Annotated in this window: 16 protein-coding genes; 2 read left to right on the top strand and 14 right to left on the bottom strand. The window is 47.6% G+C overall.

Translation table 11 applies throughout. The features are described from left to right. The first annotated feature begins 149 nt into the window (after positions 1-149). A complete protein-coding gene (locus tag CR205_RS01170) occupies positions 150-434 on the top strand; it encodes a phage holin family protein (RefSeq protein WP_110516126.1) in 285 nt (94 codons plus the stop codon). Between the two features lie 263 nt (positions 435-697). On the opposite strand, the gene CR205_RS01165 is transcribed toward CR205_RS01170, so the two are convergent. From CR205_RS01165 to CR205_RS01100, 14 genes are all read right to left on the bottom strand, one after another. Further along, the gene (locus CR205_RS01165) at positions 698-2,245 is read right to left on the bottom strand and encodes a S41 family peptidase (RefSeq protein WP_110516124.1); all 1,548 of its coding nucleotides are present in this window, start codon (positions 2,243-2,245) and stop codon (positions 698-700) included. A gap of 105 nt (positions 2,246-2,350) precedes the next feature. Next, positions 2,351-2,749 carry an adenosylmethionine decarboxylase gene (gene speD, locus CR205_RS01160; protein ID WP_110516122.1) on the bottom strand — a complete coding sequence of 133 codons (399 nt, stop codon included), beginning with the start codon at positions 2,747-2,749 and terminating at the stop codon, positions 2,351-2,353. A 411-nt stretch (positions 2,750-3,160) separates the two neighbouring features. Next, a complete protein-coding gene (locus CR205_RS01155; RefSeq protein ID WP_110516120.1) occupies positions 3,161-4,186 on the bottom strand; it encodes a glyceraldehyde-3-phosphate dehydrogenase in 1,026 nt (341 codons plus the stop codon). A 401-nt stretch (positions 4,187-4,587) separates the two neighbouring features. Continuing rightward, positions 4,588-5,181: a dephospho-CoA kinase gene (gene coaE / locus CR205_RS01150; protein WP_110516118.1), complete on the bottom strand. Its 594-nt coding sequence runs from the start codon at positions 5,179-5,181 to the stop codon at positions 4,588-4,590. A 64-nt stretch (positions 5,182-5,245) separates the two neighbouring features. Next, positions 5,246-5,884 carry a sporulation membrane protein YtaF gene (gene ytaF, locus CR205_RS01145; RefSeq protein WP_110516116.1) on the bottom strand — a complete coding sequence of 213 codons (639 nt, stop codon included), beginning with the start codon at positions 5,882-5,884 and terminating at the stop codon, positions 5,246-5,248. 104 nt (positions 5,885-5,988) lie between these two features. Then, positions 5,989-6,810 (bottom strand): DNA-formamidopyrimidine glycosylase, encoded by an 822-nt coding sequence (mutM, locus tag CR205_RS01140; RefSeq protein WP_110516114.1) that lies wholly within the window; start codon positions 6,808-6,810, stop codon positions 5,989-5,991. Positions 6,811-6,855: 45 nt separating this feature from the next. After that, on the bottom strand, positions 6,856-9,519 hold the full coding sequence (gene polA, locus CR205_RS01135; RefSeq protein WP_110516112.1) for a DNA polymerase I: 2,664 nt from the start codon (positions 9,517-9,519) through the stop codon (positions 6,856-6,858). 410 nt (positions 9,520-9,929) lie between these two features. Beyond that, on the bottom strand, positions 9,930-11,714 hold the full coding sequence (gene pnpS / locus CR205_RS01130; protein ID WP_110516111.1) for a two-component system histidine kinase PnpS: 1,785 nt from the start codon (positions 11,712-11,714) through the stop codon (positions 9,930-9,932). Then, a complete protein-coding gene (locus CR205_RS01125; RefSeq protein ID WP_110516109.1) occupies positions 11,707-12,423 on the bottom strand; it encodes a response regulator transcription factor in 717 nt (238 codons plus the stop codon). Before CR205_RS01125 ends, pnpS begins: the two co-directional genes overlap by 8 nt. Before the next feature lie 153 nt (positions 12,424-12,576). Further along, positions 12,577-13,056 carry a MaoC/PaaZ C-terminal domain-containing protein gene (locus CR205_RS01120; protein ID WP_110516107.1) on the bottom strand — a complete coding sequence of 160 codons (480 nt, stop codon included), beginning with the start codon at positions 13,054-13,056 and terminating at the stop codon, positions 12,577-12,579. A 247-nt stretch (positions 13,057-13,303) separates the two neighbouring features. Next, the gene (gene mdh / locus CR205_RS01115) at positions 13,304-14,242 is read right to left on the bottom strand and encodes a malate dehydrogenase (RefSeq protein WP_110516106.1); all 939 of its coding nucleotides are present in this window, start codon (positions 14,240-14,242) and stop codon (positions 13,304-13,306) included. A gap of 104 nt (positions 14,243-14,346) precedes the next feature. Next, entirely contained in the window at positions 14,347-15,609 is a 1,263-nt protein-coding gene (gene icd / locus CR205_RS01110) for an NADP-dependent isocitrate dehydrogenase (RefSeq protein WP_110516104.1), read from the bottom strand. A gap of 154 nt (positions 15,610-15,763) precedes the next feature. Next, complete coding sequence (citZ, locus tag CR205_RS01105; RefSeq protein WP_110516102.1) at positions 15,764-16,879, bottom strand: citrate synthase; 1,116 nt, start codon at positions 16,877-16,879, stop codon at positions 15,764-15,766. A 403-nt stretch (positions 16,880-17,282) separates the two neighbouring features. Beyond that, entirely contained in the window at positions 17,283-17,756 is a 474-nt protein-coding gene (locus CR205_RS01100; RefSeq protein WP_110516100.1) for a DUF441 domain-containing protein, read from the bottom strand. Between the two features lie 80 nt (positions 17,757-17,836). Between CR205_RS01100 and ytvI the strand changes: the two genes are divergently transcribed. Then, a complete protein-coding gene (ytvI, locus tag CR205_RS01095) occupies positions 17,837-18,961 on the top strand; it encodes a sporulation integral membrane protein YtvI (protein WP_110516098.1) in 1,125 nt (374 codons plus the stop codon). Positions 18,962-19,029: the final 68 nt, after the last annotated feature.

The raw sequence follows: 19,029 nt of genomic DNA, 5'->3' as shown, positions 1-19,029 counted from the left end.
ACCTTTAAGAATAGCAGGAAATAACAGACGATTCAATCACCTGCCTGAAAAAGAGCTTTACACCGGGAAAAATTTGCAGTTTGTCCGCAGTTCTATTTCCCGATACGTGTCCTATATTTATGTAAAACCAAATGAAGGGCTGAGTGTAAATGGATTTTATAAGCTTCGTTGTTGATGATGCTCTCATTCTTATTCCCGTGCTGATGATTCTGGGAAAAATTATTAAACAGACACCCATTATCAGGGACTGGATTATCCCCTACCTCCTTCTCGGAGCAGGGATCATTCTAACTGGTCTTCTCCTTGGATTTTCGCTAGCTTCGTTTATTCAGGGCGTCCTTGTGACCGGTGCTTCAGTATTCGGTCATCAGCTCATTCGACAGACACAGATAGGGAAATCGGAAGGCTTTTCCCTCCGTGCAAAAAAGGAATAAAGTCCGAAATTTGGACAGAAGTGTTTTTTAAGGACGAAAACTCATACTTATATATGGTGTGATTCATTCGCTCCTGAAATATATGCCGCCTCCCGCGGGAAGCGGATGAGCCGTGTGCTTCGCTACTTAAGGGGTCTCACCTGCGCTTTTCTTCCCGCAGGAGTCGGTATATATTTTATTCGTCTCAATAATTTCCTTAATTTATATCCAAGCGTTAGTCTCCCCTGTTTAAAACCGGGTTCAAGTCCACCTTTGTTTGCACTTTAGTCCTCACGGGCCTGCTCCTTTTTAACAAGCGCTTCAATCCGCTCCACCGCATGATGCGGATCTACCCAGAGATCAGGCTCAAGTCCGATGCCCTCCTGAGCAAGATTTTCCGGGTGATAGCTGAAAGCAGCAGGGACATCCATTTTGACATTACTGTGAGGAAGCTCCCACATCAGCGCACCGCCGCTGTTTAACGCGCCTGCTGTGTTCGTACCAACAATGACTGTATTTTCCACGTGCTTCATGACCTGCGTCATGTATTCTGCAGCCGATGCTGTATAGTGATCGGTCACAACGAATATAACCGAATCTTCGTTTTCAGCCCTGCGGTAAGCGGAATAAAAACGGCTCCAGCGCGGCTCTTCGAGTGGCATAATCATCCCGTGATAGCTGCCCACCTCACTCCAGATCGGGTCTTCGACCACACCGAGCTCCCGGTAATATTCTTCCGTTTCCTGAAACACCATATGGCCGGTGTTTGAGTAAAGCTGCATCACGTAATCACCAAATCCCGGGCTGATTCCAAAGTGCTGCCGGTGCCACTCGTCTGCAAAATCAGGGTATCCTCCGGGGTTGCTTCTGAGATCAAGAATCCAATACGGTTCATTTTCAAGTTCCCTTGACTCCTCCAGCAGTCCCTCGGACGTTACATCACTGTTCTCATAAAAAAAGAAGTCCTTGAGTGAAAAAATCGGAACATCACTCTCAAAATTAATTTCTGATTCACCGCCGCTGTAAGACGCTGACAGCTGATAAAGGCGGACTTGCTCCTTTTCGCCGCCGGTCACCAGCTCAAGTTCACGGTTCGGTTCAGTGTCACTGAAAATCCCCGGGACGTATACATAGCTGCCCTCGTCACTTAGTGAAGGTAAGAGATACGCGTCCACCTCCTCGTTTCCGTTGACACTCTCAAGCAGTTCTCCATTTTCCCTGTGAATAAAACTTCCATCCTTCTGCTTGTAAAAGGCGGTTTCGTCGTTTATAAACAGCCGGTGTTCCATGGGTGTTACCAGACTTCCATTTATATAGAAATGGGTGTCACGAATAAACGAGTAATGATTATGAAGAATCTCTTCAAAATCTCTCGGGCTTACAATTTCATCATTTTCATATGTACTTTCCAATTCATTTATGACGCGGTTACGGGCCTCTTCAAATGCTTCATCCCCGCCGTTTGCCTCGTACAGCGCATATTGATATTTCAGTGCACGGTGAAGAGTATGCGTATCTTCAATCAGGCGTCCTGCCTCGGCTTCAGCCGGCGATTCACCTGACAGACGCAGACCTTTAAGCTCTTCTTCGGAAAGCTCTTCACTTTCCGCCGCAGTATAGTCATACAGATAATCGTCCACGTCAAAGTTGTCTGCCGGATCCCCTTTCCGGTTCTCCATTGCCAGAGTCAGGATGTCCCCCAATACAGGTTCAGAAACAGCCTTGTTCTCAGTCACCGCATCCGTTACCTCTTCTGTTACTTCCTGTTCCTGCCCGCTGCATGCGGCAAGTACCATCAGCGCAACTGATGTTGTTAATGCTTTCTTTTTCATCCCTGTCACTCCCCTGGTACGTGCTACGGGTGCAGCGCGGAAAAGTTTCACCGCAGATAGAAAAAAATACAGCCTCCGCTGATCGGAGACTGTATTTACTATTATTTATTTCACAGTACTGAGTGCCGGTTCCCGCTGCGCCTGTTCGACGTTTACCGGTCCCATGCCCCTCGGTACTTCAACTGCTTGAGTTGTGCCTGCATCCAGACTTCTGGCAATGTAGTCGGAAGCTACGTTCGGATCAATTCTGTCTCCGCACGTGTAGACGTCAATACTTGCGTAACCGTGCTCCGGAAAACTGTGAATCGTCAAATGCGATTCGCTGATAATCACAACACCGCTCACACCGTGCGGCGCAAACTTGTGAAAGGCTGCTTCTCTGACTTCCGCGCCTGCCTCGAGTGCGGCATTAACAAATGTTCTTTCGATAAAGTCCATGTCATTCAGCTTTTCAACGTTGCAGTTCCAAAGCTCGGCAATGACGTGTCGTCCCATGGTTTCCATATCGAATCCCCCTCTAAAGTGGTTTCATGCCTTCTTTAAGCATGGAGGAAACAGATCGCTGCGGGGGAAAGTTAGTCCAGAGAGGTCCTAACCCTTAAGCGGACGTTCAAATGCCAGTTGAACAGCCGCTTGCAGCAACCGATCCTTCTTTTGCTTTTATGCGAAGATCACGAAAAATAGTATACTTTGAAAGGAATTCTATTGCAATCTTTTTTTCAATACAATACGTTCATTTAGAATAAATGAAATCTTTCGCTGCAGGCGGATGCTTTCCACGGGCATCACTTCAGTCTCCTTGGAAAAAACCGTCCATGGGGTCTTCAATTAATGCCATTCCAACAGGCGACGCCGCCTTTCGCTTCCACTTAAACAAGTCCACTGCCTTTAAGTAACTGCCTCTACTGCCGGTAATTATGCAGTTACTTCAGTTTCCTTTTTTAATTGGCCGGCAACCATCTCCATCAGATCCACAACTCTGCAGGAATAGCCCCACTCGTTGTCGTACCAGGCGAGCACTTTGACCTGACGTTCATTCATGACCATAGTGGAAAGTCCGTCAATGATGGAGGAATGTTCGTTTCCATTAAAATCAATGCTCACAAGAGGGTCGTCTGTATAACCGAGAATGCCTTTGAGCTCGTTATCCGCTGCCCGTTTAAGAACACGGTTCACGTCCTCAGGTGTAACATCTGAATAAAGGTCGACCACAAGATCTACAAGGGACACATTCGGTGTCGGTACACGTAGCGCCATTCCATTCAGTTTCCCGTTAAGTTCAGGCAGCACCTTTGAAATTGCCTTTGCTGCCCCGGTTGAAGTAGGGATAATCGACTGGCCGCAGGCACGTGCCCGGCGGAGGTCCTTGTGAGGGTTGTCGATGTTTTTCTGGTCGTTTGTATAGGAATGAACCGTGGTCATCATACCAGACTCGATTCCGAAAGCATCGTTAAGTACTTTTGCTACCGGTGCAAGGCAGTTCGTTGTGCAGGAAGCATTGGAAATAATATCGTGGGTTTCCGGATCATAATCTCCATCGTTCACACCCATGACAATGGTAATATCCTCATCTTTCCCCGGTGCAGTAATAATCACTTTTTTCGCTCCAGCCTGGATGTGATAGGAAGCGGTCTCTTTTGTTTTAAATTTGCCGGTTGCTTCGACAACGATGTCCACTCCAAGGTCTGCCCACGGCAGCGTCAGGGGATCGCGCGTATTCAGAAGGAGTACTTTGGAACCGTTTACAATTAAGTGGTCATCGCGAGCTTCAACTTCACCCAGGAAAGGCCCGTGAATCGTATCGTATTTAATTAAGTGTGCAAGTGTTTCAGCAGGGTAGGAAGCGTTGATTGCAACCACCTCTAGCTTCGTGTCCAATACTGCTTTTCTGAAAACCATCCGGCCGATCCGGCCAAAGCCATTAATAGCAACTGTCGTCATGTGAAAGACCCCTTCCTTATATATGCCATACTATTAAGTGTATTTTCATTTTTAGTATAACATATTCTATGCACGAGGTAGGGAAATTTCGAATGTTTTTTTAGGAATGTGTATATGTACCGGGTGCTGATCCATGCACCGTTTAAAGAGCCTCACAAGAGAATACGAGTTAGGGTTTATAAATTCGGGGACGGGCGAGTAATAAGGTGTAAGTCGGACCAAGTTACGGCTTGTATAAGGTCGGTTGACTAGAAGGCATAAGTCAGCAATCCTGTACAGACCAGAAAGACCAGCTAAAACAAATATCCACCATCGCCCCAATCCCAAAACCCCGCCCCGTCACCCTTCCCACTTGTAAAAGAGAAACCGCGCATCCCTCATCCGGATGCGCGGTTCTCTGCTTATAGGACGCCCCACTTTTCGAGTACGTCCTTTACCTGTTTTTTCGTTTCTTCCACTGTCCCGGTATTGTCCACTACTTCGTCCACATGTGCCTGCTTGTCTTTCATGGGCATCTGAGAACGAATGCGGCTGCGGGCGTCTTCCTCGCCGGTCTGGTCCCGCTGCATGAGTCGTTCCATCTGGGTTTTTTCATCCACATAAACCAGAAGACTTTTATCCACCAGATAGTCAAGCTCACTTTCAATAAGGAGGGGGATATCAAGAACCACATGTTTGAAACCCTGATTCAGCCATCCGTCCCGCTGACGTTTCATTTCAGCCCGCACGGCCGGATGCACAATACTGTTGAGTACCTCACGCTTTTTCCGGTCATTAAAGATGACCCTTCCCAGGGCTTTCCGGTTAATCGTTTTGTCATCAAAAAGAATGTCTTCCCCAAAAGCCTGTACTATTTTACTGTAAGCTTCTTGCCCGGGCTCTACAGCCTCCCGGGCAATCAGATCAGCATCAACTACGGGAATATCCCAGTCTCTCAGCATCGAGGAGACCGTACTTTTCCCGCTGGCGATACCCCCTGTAAGACCAATGATCATACCCTGCCACCTGCTTTCTTCAGCATTGCTCCGCAGCTGCAGGCTGTGTTCTCAGTCAGCGTGCCTACAGCTTCCAGATTCCAAGAATAATCAGAACAGCTCCCGGTACAAACGAAAAGCGCTTCATCCATATCGTATCGGAAAACAGATGACCGCTTTTCATTCCCAGCGTCAGACACAGCGCACACATGAGCGCTACACTGACGGCCATGAACACCGGGGAGAAACCGATCAGGGCTGCTCCAAGCCCTGCTCCAAAAGCGTCCAGGGATAACGCCAGCCCCAAAAGGAACGCCTCTCTTCCAGTAATAGTCCCGGAGTTATCCAGGTCAGCCACCATCGGCTTCCGCAGGACCGTAATGACAATGCCGAGTTTCTTAATTTCAAAGTTAAAGATGAACTCTTTTTCTTCCTTGGTTTTCCGGTCTTTCTTTGCCGGGCTGTAAATCTGATACAGGGCCCATGCCCCGATCAGGATGAGGATGAGTCCTCCGACAGACTCAGCTGCGGACGGGCTCATAACACCGGCGATTGCCGTTCCAATTGTCATCGCAACGAGAATAGAAGTAGCCGAACACAGCGCGATAAAACAAAGGGATTTTAGCGGCAATTTCATTTTACGCAGCCCGTATGTGAGACCAACACCGAAGCTGTCGAGGCTTACGGCGAAGGCGAGAAGCAGCAGAGAGAGTAATTCCACCATGAGGTTATGCTCCTTTCCTCAACTATCAATTACGATAGTATATGGCAGGAGCCCATCCAATGTACGGAGGAATTTGACGCAGTATTAACGTTCTTTGCCTTCGCCTACTGACACACCGGGCATGTATGTGTACCACGCCCGCCGACAACCGATTTTTCGATTTCTGCTCCGCACTGTTTGCACGGTTCTCCTTTTCGTCCGTAGACGAAAAGCATCTGCTGGAACATGCCCATTTCTCCCTGGCCGTTTACATACGATTTAATTGAGGAACCGCCCTGCTCTACTGCTTCTTGAAGTGTTTTCACTATGCTTTCGTGCAGCTTCACGGCTTCTTCCTCAGTAATTGTGTTACCAGGACGTTCCGGATGTATGCCGGCCAGAAACAGGGCCTCGTCCACGTAGATATTCCCGAGACCGGCCAGCACAGTCTGATCGAGAAGCGCAGATTTAACATGCCTTGAAGTTTTGAGCAGTTTTTCCCTCAGGTGCAAAGGTGTAAATGCATCAGTAAAAGGTTCCACACCGAGGTGGGAGAGGGGAAGATGATGCAGTTCCTCCCCTCGTTCGAACAAATGCATCGTACCGAATTTACGTACATCCCGGTATCGGAGCTCTTCTTGGTTTTCGAGGATAAACCGCACGTGCGTATGCTTGTCAGGCTCCTCATCCTGATGATGGAGACCGTACCTGCCTTCCATGCGGAGATGAGAAACAAGCGTCCACTTATCCAGATAAAACAGCAGAAATTTTCCCCTCCTGCCTATCCTGCGGATCGTTTCTCCTTTTAGCATATCCGCAAATGCTCTTGTGTCGTCCGGACGCTTAATAATTCTCGGCCAAGTCACCACCACATCCTCGATTGTTTTTCCGACCGCCAGCTGTTCAAGAGTCCGCTTGACCGTCTCCACTTCCGGAAGCTCAGGCATGACTGATCATTCCTTTCCTGTCTGCTTTCAGTAAACCGCTATCGGTTATTTTGCATCGTACCAGGTGTCTCCGTAGGAAACATCCACCTTCAGCGGCACGTCGAGCTCGATCGCCCCTTCCATGACTTCAGGGACGAGCTGTTTCATCGTTTCAATCTCTTCTTCCGGAACTTCAAAGATCAATTCATCGTGTACAGAAAGAAGCAGACTCGATTTGAGCTGTTTTTCTTCCATCCGTTCGGCAATATCAACCATTGCTTTTTTGATGATATCTGCAGCCGTTCCCTGGATTGGTGTGTTCATCGCCGTCCGCTCTGCAAAGCTTCGCTGGTTGAAGTTGCGGCTCGTAATTTCAGGCAGGTAGCGGCGCCGGTTAAGCATGGTCGTGACGTATCCTTTGTCACGGGCTTTATCTACAATATCATCCATGTAGTCTTTTACGCCTGGAAAGCTTTCAAAGTACCGGTCAATGAAGCTCTTCGCTTCTTTACGGGTGATACCGAGACTTTGTGAAAGACCGTAATCGCTGATGCCGTAGACAATCCCGAAGTTTACTGCTTTTGCGGTCCGGCGCATGTTCCCCGTCACTTCATCACGATTCACATGAAACACATCCATTGCCGTTTTCGTGTGGATGTCCAGGTCCTCCCGGAATGCATGAAGCAGACTGTCATCCTGACAGATGTGGGCGAGCACCCTCAGCTCGATCTGGGAATAGTCTGCCGCAAAAATTAAAGCATTTTCCTGCTCCGGCACAAAGGCATGACGGATTTTGCGCCCTTCTTCAAGACGGACCGGAATGTTCTGCAGGTTTGGCTCTGTTGAACTGAGGCGTCCAGTCTGGGTGAGTGACTGGTTGAAGATCGTATGAATTTTGCCGGTTTTACTGTGAATCACCTTCAGCAGCCCTTCAATATAGGTGGAATTCAGCTTTCCAAGCTGCCGGTAATGAAGAATCTGTTCCACGATTTCGTGCTTATCCTGCAGTTTTTCCAGAACATCCGCTGATGTGGAATAGCCGGTTTTCGTCTTTTTCACCGGTGGGAGCCCGAGCTTTTCAAAAAGAATTTCACCCAGCTGCTTTGGAGAGTTGATATTAAACTCTGTCCCGGCCATGCGGTGGATGTCGGCTTCGATTTTGCCAAGCTTCTCCTCCAGTTCTTTCCCCATGTTTTCAAGTTCGCTCCGGTCAACTGCGACACCGTGCTTTTCCATCCGTCCGAGAATCACGCTCAGTGGCATTTCAAGCTCATAAAACAGCTCTTTCTGCTCGTTTGCAGCAAGCTCTTCGTCCAAATCGTCCCTGAGAGAGAAAATAGCTGACGCTTTTCTCCCGAGATGCTGTATGAGGGCCTCTCCCTCAGCTGCCTTCCGCTTCTTCCCTTTTCCGTATACATCGTCATCATGCTGCACACGCACACTGTTTTTCCGTACAGAAATATCCGACAAGTCGTGCGCACCTGATGCAGGATCGATCAGATACGAAGCGATCTGGACGTCAAAGACGACACCTTCTAGAACAATATCCTGCCATCCAAGTGCAACAACGGACCGTTTGGCGTCAAACATGTATTTTTCCTTAGATTTATCCTGGGCCCACTCCGTAAACATGGTACTTTTCAAGGCTGTTTCAACCGGGACAAAATAAACACCGTTTTCATTTGCCAGGGAGAAACCAACGATTTGCGCCTGATGATAATTATCGTCCAGTGATTCCACAACAAGCGCTGACGGTGAGGCAAGCACATCTTCAGTTAACTCATTAACCTCTTTGACTTCGAGATCTTCCATATCCTCATCTTCAGCCGCCTCCCTGTCTCCGTCAAACTTGTTTAAAAGGGAGTTAAACTCGAGTTCTTTTAAGAGAGCAACAAGCTTTTCCTGATCATGCTCTTTACGTTCAGCGTCGTCCGGCTTCACCTCGATCGGCGCTTCGCACATAATCGTGGCCAGCTCCTTACTCATAAACGCCTGTTCCTTGTTGGCCTCAAGCTTTTCCTTGAGCTTTTTGCCTGATACTTCATCGAGGGATTCGTAGACCCCTTCAACCGTACCGTGGGATTTAAGGAGTTTCAGGGCTGTTTTTTCGCCTACACCGGGAACCCCCGGAATGTTATCAGAGCTGTCACCCATCAGCCCTTTCATATCGATAATCTGGTCAGGTTTGATTCCGTATTTCTCCCCGATCATCGCTTCATCGTATGTATCCATATTCGTGATGCCTTTCTTCATCATGGCAACCGAAATCCGGTCGTCCACAAGCTGGAGAAGGTCTTTGTCTCCTGTATATACCTTTACATCCCATCCTTCTGCCGATGCGGTTCTGCTCAGGGTTCCGATAATGTCATCGGCTTCAAAGTTTTCAAGCTCATAATGCTTAATGTTAAACGCATCAAGCAGTTCGCGCATATATGGCAGCTGTTCGGACAGTTCCGGCGGAGTCTTCTCCCGTTTACCTTTATACTCCTGGTATGTCTTATGGCGAAACGTCGTTTTCCCCGCATCAAACGCCACAAGCATATGGGAAGGGTTTTCTTCTTCAAGGACTTTCAGAATCATCGTGGTAAATCCGTAAATCGCATTCGTGTATATGCCTTTTTCAGTGTTCAGGAGGGGCAGTGCGAAGAATGCCCGGTAGGCCACACTGTTTCCGTCCACAAGAACTAATTTATTTTTCAAATTCCACACCCCAGTCAGTAATTGTCGCATACAGGTGTATACGCAAGGTTAGCCTTATTTTATCACGCCTGGGGCAGGATACAAACCTGAGGTGCCAGCAGAATGAATGAGAAAAGAATCAAATGAAAAGTACCCGCCAGTGTAAGTATCTGTTTAATGTGTGGCAGTTCCAGTTATAAAATTTCTGTCATCCACTCCGCTGACACAAGAAGGCTGTGGCGAAGACGTGCGGAAAGCGTCGGCCTGCAGCGGAATTCCCTAATAAAAGCTTCACAGTAAATAAAAATGACCGGAAGCTCAGGGGTGGGCTTCCGGTCAAACAAGGGGATGTTAAACACAAATGCAATCAGGAAGATTACATTCATATGAAACAGTACATGTATACTGTAACGAACAGACGTTAAGGAGTAATGTCGAAAATGTAAACTTTTTGTAAAGATTTACTTTTCCTTCTTATCTTCCTGCCTTTCCTTGTAAAAGGCCAGTTTGAACGTTGTCCCCTTGTTCACTTCGCTGGTGACATCAAGTTTGGCTTTATGGGCTTCAGCAAGGTGTTTGACGATCGCCAGCCCGAGACCGGTCCCTCCGGAATTCCGTGACCTTGCCCGGTCCACCCGGTAAAACCGCTCAAATAGACGGGGAAGCTCTTTTTTGCTGATCCCGATACCTGTATCCTCCACTTCAAGCACGACCGTTTCAGCCTGCTCCTTCAGCCGGATCGTCACCTCCCCTGCTTCCGGCGTGTAGGAAAGGGCATTATTAACAAGATTGATCATAATCTGTTTAATCCGCCCGGGGTCGCCATCCACTTCGGGATTTCCTGCTGCTTTCACTGTCAGGGCAATCTTCTTTTTATCTGCTTTATCCTGAAGCATCAGTTTCACTTCTTCTGCAAGCGTGTAGAGGTTTACGCGCTGCCAGTCGAGCTGAAAATGACTGCCTTCAATTTTGGACAATTCAAGCAGGTCGGAAATCAGTACTTCCAGCCTGTCTGACTCTTTTGCAATGATGGTCAGGAATTTTTCCCGGTGTTCAGGCGACTCCATTGCGCCGGCAAGGAGGGTTTCCGTAAAGCCCTTCAGAGAGGTGACCGGTGTTTTCAGCTCGTGGGAAACATTGGCGACAAAGTCCTTTCGTGCCTGCTCCAGTTTTTTCAGATCAGTGATATCGTGAAAAACAAGCACGATCCCCCGGAGTTTATCATTTGAGCCGATAATCGGGGCTGCGTACACATCAAAGTGGCGTATTTCAATCCCGATCGGCAGTTCAAGGTGCCGCTTCTTCCCTTTTTCGGTCAGGAAAATCTCCTGAACGAGTTTAATAATCTTTTTATGCTTAATCGCTTTATAATACAGCTTGTGAAGCCATTCATCCGTATCTTCCTTAAACAGTTCCCTGCATGAACGGTTAACAAGGGTGATGTCTCCTTTGGAGTTGATCAGGAGAAGTCCGCTGCCCATGTTTTCGATGAGTGTCTCCAGGTGTTCCTGCTGCATCTGGTAAGTACGGGTAACCTGCCCCAGATTCTGGGCAAGCACATTCAGGGATCGGTTCAGGTTGCCGGTTTCATTCTCCTCACCTTCGTAGGTTCTGGCTTTAAAATTACCCTGGGCAAGCTGCTTTGCCACCCTGGTCGCTTCTTCAATCGGAGCAATCATCTGATTGGTGAGCTTGGATGTGAGCAGGAAAATAATCAGAAAAGCGACTGAAAAACTGATGAGCATAATGACCCAGATACTGCGGTAAACCCGGTTAAGTTCTCCAAGCTGAAGGCCGAGCCTCAAATACCCAGTTACCGTTCCGTCCTCTTCAAGAGTGGTAACATAATAAAGAAGCTCTTCATTTACGGTATTGCTCATCCGGATCTCCTTGCCTTCTCCCTCTTCGACAGCCTGCCGGATTTCCGGTCTGCCGCTGTAATCCCTGTTTTCAGCCTGGTCATCCGCACTTTCTGCGATCACCTGCTGATCAACTGACAGCAGGGTAATTCTGAGATCCAGTTCCTCCGAAAAAATCTCAATCAGATCCTGCAGTTCCTCCTCGTTATCGATTCCTGTCTGCGCCACATTAAATGCGACAATTCCGGCTTCCTTTTCAATTCGGTCCGACATCCGGTCAAAATAAAACTCTTTGAAAAGAGGACCAAGAAGAGCGCCGAGGCTCGCAAGAACGACAAAAACAATAACCGTTAGAGGAAAAACAAATCTGGAACGGTAGCTAGTCATTCCGTACCGGCTCTTCCAGTTTATAGCCGAGACCCCGGATTGTCTTTATATACACCGGCTTCTTCGTATTCGGCTCGATTTTCTCCCGCAGATGACTGATATGAACATCCACGATTCGTGTATCCCCTACAAATTCGTAGTTCCATACAGCGTTAAGCAGCTGATCCCTCGTCAGCACACGCCCTTTATGATTAACAAGATAAAGAAGAAGTTCAAACTCTTTTGGTGTCAGCTCCAGTGCTTTGCCGCTGAGAAAAACTTCATAGTTGTCAGGGAAAATGTCAACGTCCCCAATCGTAATCTTTTTCGTTTCTTTTTCCTGTTCTTTTTCTTGTGACCCGGAACGGGATCGACGGAGAATGGCTCTGATCCGTGCTACCACTTCCCGGGGGCTGAACGGCTTCGTCAGATAATCATCCGCACCAAGTTCAAGCCCGAGTACCTTATCAAATTCGTCGTCTTTCGCCGTCAGCATAAGAATTGGAGTCAGGATTTTATTCTGTCTGAGCTGTTTACAGACTTCCAGTCCGTCCATTTCCGGCAGCATGAGGTCAAGAACGATGAGATCAAAATTCTGTTCACCTGCTTCTCCCAGTGCGGCTCTTCCATCCATTGCCGTTGTTACTTCAAATCCGGCCTGTTCCAAATTAAACTGCAGAAGCGTAATGATTGATTCTTCATCGTCTACAACAAGTATTTTCTGAGACATTGCCCATTCCTCCTGTACCTGCTTTCCCCCTTAGCCTAAGCAGATCAATAGATGTTATGTACTGTTATTCATCCCCGAGTTTCTTATTCACCTTTATACTACTATATTTTCCGAAAAAAAACAGCCGCCCCTACAAGGGGCTGGCTGCTGAATCTAAAAGTTTTCAAATGTTCCTGCATCCTGGGTAACAGGCTTCCATGGGTAAGGCGGGCAGACCTTCATTTCCCCTTCAACGACCTTGTCTCCTTCTTCATCTTTACCGGACACCGAAATGGTAACGGTATGTTTCTTCTCATCTACCTCCGTTACTTCAAGTGATAAGTGAAGGGTGCCATAGTGGTAAAGTGGTTTCGGATATGTGAGTGTCTGAGAGAGAATACTGCTCCCCGGGCCTGGAAGGTGTGTGGAAACCGTTGTATTCACAAAACCGTTTATCATAATCTGCGGAACAATCGGTTTTTTGAACGGTGTACGGGCAGCATAGTCGTGCTGAATGTAAATCGGATTCGCATCATCGGAAAGACCGAGATAAAGGAGTATATCCTTATCTTCAACTTTCTTCATAACTTCTGCCTTCTCACCTGGTTTCAGTGACTGAATAACACTGCCGATCTTTCTTTTTTTTGTAAACATACACTTATCCCTCCAGTATATTCTTACGCTGACGTTCCTCCCGGTCAGGCGGGAAGATTAAGGTAAACGCTTACAATACATTTTACAAATTAAGTATACCTTTCCGTCAGTTTTGCATCCGCGACGGTGCCGCAGGAGTCTCACTGCTGGCGTTCAGCTGGGCATAATAAGGGTTTACTGACTAAGAGGTATACTTACTTTTTACAAAAGAAGCAATGGCGCTTGCGCGCTCATTGCTTCGAGATCATTATTTTACAAGTGAAAGAACTTTATTAACTGAATCGGCAGATTTCTGAAGCTCTGCTTTCTCTTCATCTGTCAGATCAAGTTCCAGGATCTTTTCAAGACCTCCGCCGCCGATTACCGTCGGTACCCCGAGGTACATATCACTGTAGCCGTATTCTCCATCAAGGTAGGCGATGGCAGGAAGAATGCGCTTCTTATCCTTCAGAACCGCTTCCACCATTTGTACGATTGATGCTGCAGGAGCGTAGTAGGCACTTCCGTTTCCAAGCAGGTTAACGATCTCGCCGCCACCTTTACGTGTACGCTCTACAATTGCGTCCAGACGGTCTTTGGAAATCAGTTTCTCAAGAGGGATACCGCCTGCGTAGGAATAACGGAGCATCGGCACCATATCATCACCGTGACCGCCAAGGACGAAGCCGGAAACGTCTTCTACACTGACGTTCAACTCCTGAGCAACAAACGTGCGGAACCGGGCCGTATCAAGCACACCGGACTGGCCGAATACACGGTTTTTCGGGAAGCCTGATTCTTTATATACCGTATACGTCATCGTATCTACCGGGTTGGTAAGCACGATAATGTAACAGTCCGGAGAATATTTAACGATTTCCTTTGTCACGCTCTTCATAATTCCAGCATTTGTACTGATCAGATCATCACGGCTCATCCCAGGCTTTCGGGGAATACCTGCAGTAATGACAACAATATCAGAGTCTGCAGTATCCTTGTAGTCGGAGGTTCCAACGATGTTGGAGTCAAACCCCTGTACAGGAGAAGCCTCCAGCATATCAAGTGCTTTTCCTTTAACAGGATCCTCGTTATTTGGAATGTCCACAAGAACGACATCCCCAAGCTCCTTCTGTGCAGCCATAAGTGCGGTCGTCGTGCCAGTGAAACCACCGCCTACAACGGTAATTTTTCTTCGTTTAATTGTCATTTGAATAACCCCTCTCAATTAGTCTGACTGTTATTCTGACTCCGCCTGTAAAACGGGAACCAGGCTCAGGCCCGGTTCCCGTTCCGGCGATTGCCGTTTTATTCTTAGAGGTTTTTAATCAGTTCGTCAGCAAACTCGGAACACTTCACTTCGGACGCGCCGTCCATCAGACGGGCAAAGTCGTAAGTAACGACTTTGCTTGCAATCGTCTTGTCCATTGAAGCTTCAATCATATCCGCTGCTTCGTTCCAGTTCAGGTGACGAAGCATCAGTACACCGGAAAGAAGAACAGAAGAAGGATTTACTTTATCCATGCCGGCATACTTTGGAGCGGTACCATGAGTCGCCTCAAAGATCGCATGTCCGCTGTCGTAGTTAATGTTTGCACCTGGCGCGATTCCGATTCCGCCGACCTGGGCAGCAAGTGCGTCAGAAACGTAGTCTCCATTCAGGTTCATTGTTGCTACAACATCAAACTCTTTTGGACGCGTAAGGATCTGCTGAAGGAAGATGTCTGCAATGGAATCTTTCACGATCAGCTTGCCTGCAGCTTCCGCTTCAGATTGCGCTTTGTCAGCAGCTTCGCGGCCTTTTTCTTCAGTAATTTTGTCATATTCAGCCCAAGTGAACACTTTTTCACCGAATTCTTTCTCGGCAAGCTCGTAGCCCCACTTTTTGAAGCCGCCCTCTGTAAATTTCATGATATTGCCTTTATGAACAAGCGTTACGCTCTTACGGCCTTCATCAAGAGCGTACTGGATTGCAGAACGGACAAGACGGTGGGTGCCCTCTTCGGATACCGGCTTGATCCCGATTCCTGATGTTTCAGGGAAACGGATTTTGTTTGCGCCAAGCTCGTCACGAAGGAAGCTGATCAGCTTCTTCGCTTCGTCAGACCCCATCTCATACTCAATACCTGCGTAAATGTCCTCTGAGTTTTCACGGAAAATAACCATATCCGTGTCTTCTGGACGCTTAACCGGGGATGGTACACCTTCAAACCAGCGTACCGGGCGTACACATGCAAACAGATCCAGTTCCTGGCGAAGAGCGACGTTCAGAGAACGGATTCCACCGCCGATTGGCGTAGTCAGAGGGCCTTTGATTGCGATAAAGTACTCACGTATCGCGTCCAGCGTCTCTTCCGGAAGCCATTCGCCTGTCTGGTCGTAGGCTTTCTGTCCAGCGAGAACTTCTTTCCACTCAATTTTCTTTTCCCCATTGTAGGCTTTTTCAACCGATGCTTCGATCACACGGGAAGCGGCTGCCCAGATATCCGGGCCTGTTCCATCACCTTCGATAAATGGAATCACCGGGTTGTTCGGTACGTTTAGCACACCATCGTTTACTGTAATACGTTCTGCCATTAAAAAAACCTCCTGTATATCTTTCAAAATTTATGTAGGGAACGAGAAACAGGTGCACCTTGTTTCATTCGTTTCAAGTGCCCGTTTCCCCTTCCACTATCTTTAGCGCAAATTGGAATGAAATTCAACTATCAGCCCTTACATTTGAAAGAGCTTATCTTTCCTCGAGTGGTATCCACTTCTGCTTGTCCGGCCCAACGTATTCTGCACGCGGACGGATGAGACGGTTGTTGTCATACTGCTCAAGGATGTGTGCAAGCCACCCGGATACCCGGCTGACAGCAAAGATCGGAGTGAACAGGTCATGTTCAATACCCAGACTGTGGTAAACCGATGCAGAGTAGAAATCCACGTTCGGCAGCAGTCCTTTTTCATTTGTTACGATCTCATCAATACGGACACTCATCTCATACCACTTGGATTCGCCTGTTACTTTCGTAAGCTGACGGCTCATTTCCTTCAGATGTTTCGCACGAGGATCCCCATTTTTGTATACCCGGTGGCCGAAGCCCATAATCTTTTCTTTGTTGTCGAGTGCTTTACGGATATAATCATCCACTTTGCTCTCTTCACCGATTTCACTGAGCATCGCCATCACGCGCTCGTTCGCACCGCCGTGAAGCGGGCCTTTAAGAGCACCAATTGCTGCTGTTACGCCTGAGTAAACATCTGAGAGTGTGGCCACACATACACGCGCCGTAAATGTGGACGCGTTAAGCTCATGGTCAGCATGAAGGACAAGGGCTTTATTAAATGCTTCTACAGACGTTTCATCTGGTTCTTCCCCGTTAAGCATATAAAGGAAGTTCGCAGCAAAGCTAAGTTCCGGCTTCGGGGCGATTGGCTCTTTTCCTTCTCGTATCCGAGCAAAAGCCGTGACGATAGTCGGCATTTGTGCCTGAAGCTTCATCGCTTTAAGACGGTTCGCGTCTTCTGACATCTCATCAGCCTGTCCATCAAACAGAGCGAGATTGGATACAGCCGTTCTAAGGGCCGCCATTGGATGTACATCTTTAATTGGATACGTTTTCAATTGTTCCAGTACAGCATCCGGCACAGCCGAGTACCCGTTCAGTTCCTTTGCAAACGCATCGAGTTCCTTCTGATCAGGCAGTTTATTGTTCCAGAGCAGGTATACAACTTCTTCAAAACTTGCATAGTCCGCAAGATCGTCGATGTTGTACCCGTTATACGTCAATACCCCGTCGATGATTGAACTTACGCTTGATGTTGTTGCTACAACACCTTCCAAACCTTTTGTCGTACTCATACCAACCTCTCCTTTAGATGTGAATTTTAAGGGAATTAACTATCTATTCCCATTGTGTTTCTCCAGAAACCTTCTACCGGCTTGTGATCATCATCTCGCGTGAGCGGATCACAGGCAGGTCCGACTATGTCGAAATTCACCGGAGTTTTGTTATATTAGTATAATAACTCTTTGTGAATTTGACTGGGTAATCCATTCCTGGGCCCCCGGCGGCGGACCGTAAGCGTTTTCGTAAAAGGTTTCGGAAGCTGTATGTATGAACAGCCGGGTTTCTTTGAGTCAAGTCAACTTTTATTATACCGACTTTTAACAACTTTGTGAACTTAAAAATATCAAAAGCAATCAATATTCCAACTTATACTATTATTTTAATTTGTTTGATACTTCACGTAAAATGTCACAATTACCCGCCAAGAGACGAAATATACGACACTATCCTCATCGCCATATAAGCAATTCCCGCGCCAATCAGCGGACCTACAGCCACCCCATTGAAGAGCGCAACAGCAAGAATGGTTCCAAAAACAAGTGCTGTCGTGATATGGGGATCATTCTGAAGAAGTTCAACGCCGCTTGCCGCGATGACTGCTACAAAAATGCCGGCACCCAGTGCAACCCAGGCGTACGATGAGCGGGTCGCTTCTATCAGCTGTTTAAATCCGATCTCGCCTGTCACGATCGGCACAAGAACCGCGATGGTAATGATCGTTACGCCAATATGTATGCCTTTCTGCTGCAGCAGGGGAAATGCCCGGTCGCCAAGACCGGTCCACTTCAGCAGAAGCAGAAATACCACAGCGATAATAAGAGACTGGTTTTTTGCAATCAGGCCGATCCCAAGTAAGATCAGCATGAAAAGTACTGCAGGTGTAATCATAACTCTGACTCCTCTTTCGTACAAGCCGCATGTATCCCATCCTTCTTTCATAGATTGAAATGAGAGGGGAGGGATGATAGGTGGATACTAAACAGGCTGGTGATGTTTTCATACGTACTGCCCTTGTTCTTGTGGCAGGTGCAGCCTTAACAGGAACACTGTTTTTTCTAATTCTTTATTTGTCTCCTTTTATTTTCGGGTTCATTATTGCGCTGATGCTTCTGCCATTTGTAAACAGGCTTGAGCGCACCTTCGGCTGGCCGCGGACGTTCTGTGTCCTCGTATCCATGCTGATCCTGTTTCTTCTGCTTCTTACATTCGCAACGTTTGCTGCAGTGGAAATCGCTGCAGGCCTTTTATATCTCTCGGCCGTTCTGCCCGCTTTCATAAAAGAGACTGTTCTAATCGTTAACACATGGATGAGCGGCACGCTTATGCCTCTTTATGAACGGTTCACGGAGCTGATCGCCACGTTGGATGGAGAGCAGCAGAAAACCGTAGTCAGTTCCCTTCAGAGCATTACGGGAGAAGCGGCGCAGAAGGCAGGCGAATTTATTCAGGTATTGCTTAACAGTCTTGCTGATCTGCTGTTAGCATTACCGAATACGGTGACAGTCATGATTTTTTCTCTGCTCAGCGCCTTTTTTATTACCAAGGACTGGCCGCTGATCGAGGGATGGTATAAAAAAGCAGTACCGCCAGTACTCGATTCCCTTCTGGCGTCACTGAAAAAGGAATGGAAACGTTCGGTACTCGGCTTCTTTATTGCCCAGTGCATTCTGGTTGCGATGACAGGCGTGATTATTCTGACCGGGTTTCTGATAATCGGAATCGAACACGCCGTGACCGCTGCCCTTCTTCTTGCGCTGATCGATTTCCTGCCCTATCTCGGTACAGGTATCGTATTTGTCCCTTGGATTTTATACTCATTTTTTACTGGTGATTGGTTTATGTCCATCGGTCTGAGCATTATTTATGCCGTCGTCATCGTCCAGAGGCAGATTGCCGAGCCTCGTGTTCTGTCAAGGCACCTGGGCGTTCATCCGATCCCCCTGCTCATCACACTTTTCCTGAGCTATCAGTGGCTCGGCTTCGCGGGCCTGCTTCTTGGACCGGCAATCCTCATTCTCGTTCAGTCTGTCATTCGGGCAGGGGTTTTTCACACTATCCGGGATTTCATTTTGGACTCAAAAGAGCGGACGTAATAAAATGTCCTGACTTATTAAAAAGTCAGGACATTTTCTACATCCTCAGAGCAGTATTGGATGTTTAA

Source organism: Alteribacter lacisalsi (assembly GCF_003226345.1).
GTDB classification, from domain to species: domain Bacteria; phylum Bacillota; class Bacilli; order Bacillales; family Salisediminibacteriaceae; genus Alteribacter; species Alteribacter lacisalsi.
This window is presented reverse-complemented; position numbering and strand designations above follow the sequence as displayed.

Bases quoted from the DNA above. Each gene is read 5' to 3' on its own strand.
- CR205_RS01170 (WP_110516126.1), top strand. From the start codon at position 150: ATGGATTTTATAAGCTTCGTTGTTGATGATGCTCTCATTCTTATTCCC.
- CR205_RS01165 (WP_110516124.1), bottom strand. From the start codon at position 2,245: ATGAAAAAGAAAGCATTAACAACATCAGTTGCGCTGATGGTACTTGCC.
- speD (WP_110516122.1), bottom strand. From the start codon at position 2,749: ATGGAAACCATGGGACGACACGTCATTGCCGAGCTTTGGAACTGCAAC.
- CR205_RS01155 (WP_110516120.1), bottom strand. From the start codon at position 4,186: ATGACGACAGTTGCTATTAATGGCTTTGGCCGGATCGGCCGGATGGTT.
- coaE (WP_110516118.1), bottom strand. From the start codon at position 5,181: ATGATCATTGGTCTTACAGGGGGTATCGCCAGCGGGAAAAGTACGGTC.
- ytaF (WP_110516116.1), bottom strand. From the start codon at position 5,884: ATGGTGGAATTACTCTCTCTGCTGCTTCTCGCCTTCGCCGTAAGCCTC.
- mutM (WP_110516114.1), bottom strand. From the start codon at position 6,810: ATGCCTGAGCTTCCGGAAGTGGAGACGGTCAAGCGGACTCTTGAACAG.
- polA (WP_110516112.1), bottom strand. From the start codon at position 9,519: ATGCGACAATTACTGACTGGGGTGTGGAATTTGAAAAATAAATTAGTT.
- pnpS (WP_110516111.1), bottom strand. From the start codon at position 11,714: ATGACTAGCTACCGTTCCAGATTTGTTTTTCCTCTAACGGTTATTGTT.
- CR205_RS01125 (WP_110516109.1), bottom strand. From the start codon at position 12,423: ATGTCTCAGAAAATACTTGTTGTAGACGATGAAGAATCAATCATTACG.
- CR205_RS01120 (WP_110516107.1), bottom strand. From the start codon at position 13,056: ATGTTTACAAAAAAAAGAAAGATCGGCAGTGTTATTCAGTCACTGAAA.
- mdh (WP_110516106.1), bottom strand. From the start codon at position 14,242: ATGACAATTAAACGAAGAAAAATTACCGTTGTAGGCGGTGGTTTCACT.
- icd (WP_110516104.1), bottom strand. From the start codon at position 15,609: ATGGCAGAACGTATTACAGTAAACGATGGTGTGCTAAACGTACCGAAC.
- citZ (WP_110516102.1), bottom strand. From the start codon at position 16,879: ATGAGTACGACAAAAGGTTTGGAAGGTGTTGTAGCAACAACATCAAGC.
- CR205_RS01100 (WP_110516100.1), bottom strand. From the start codon at position 17,756: ATGATTACACCTGCAGTACTTTTCATGCTGATCTTACTTGGGATCGGC.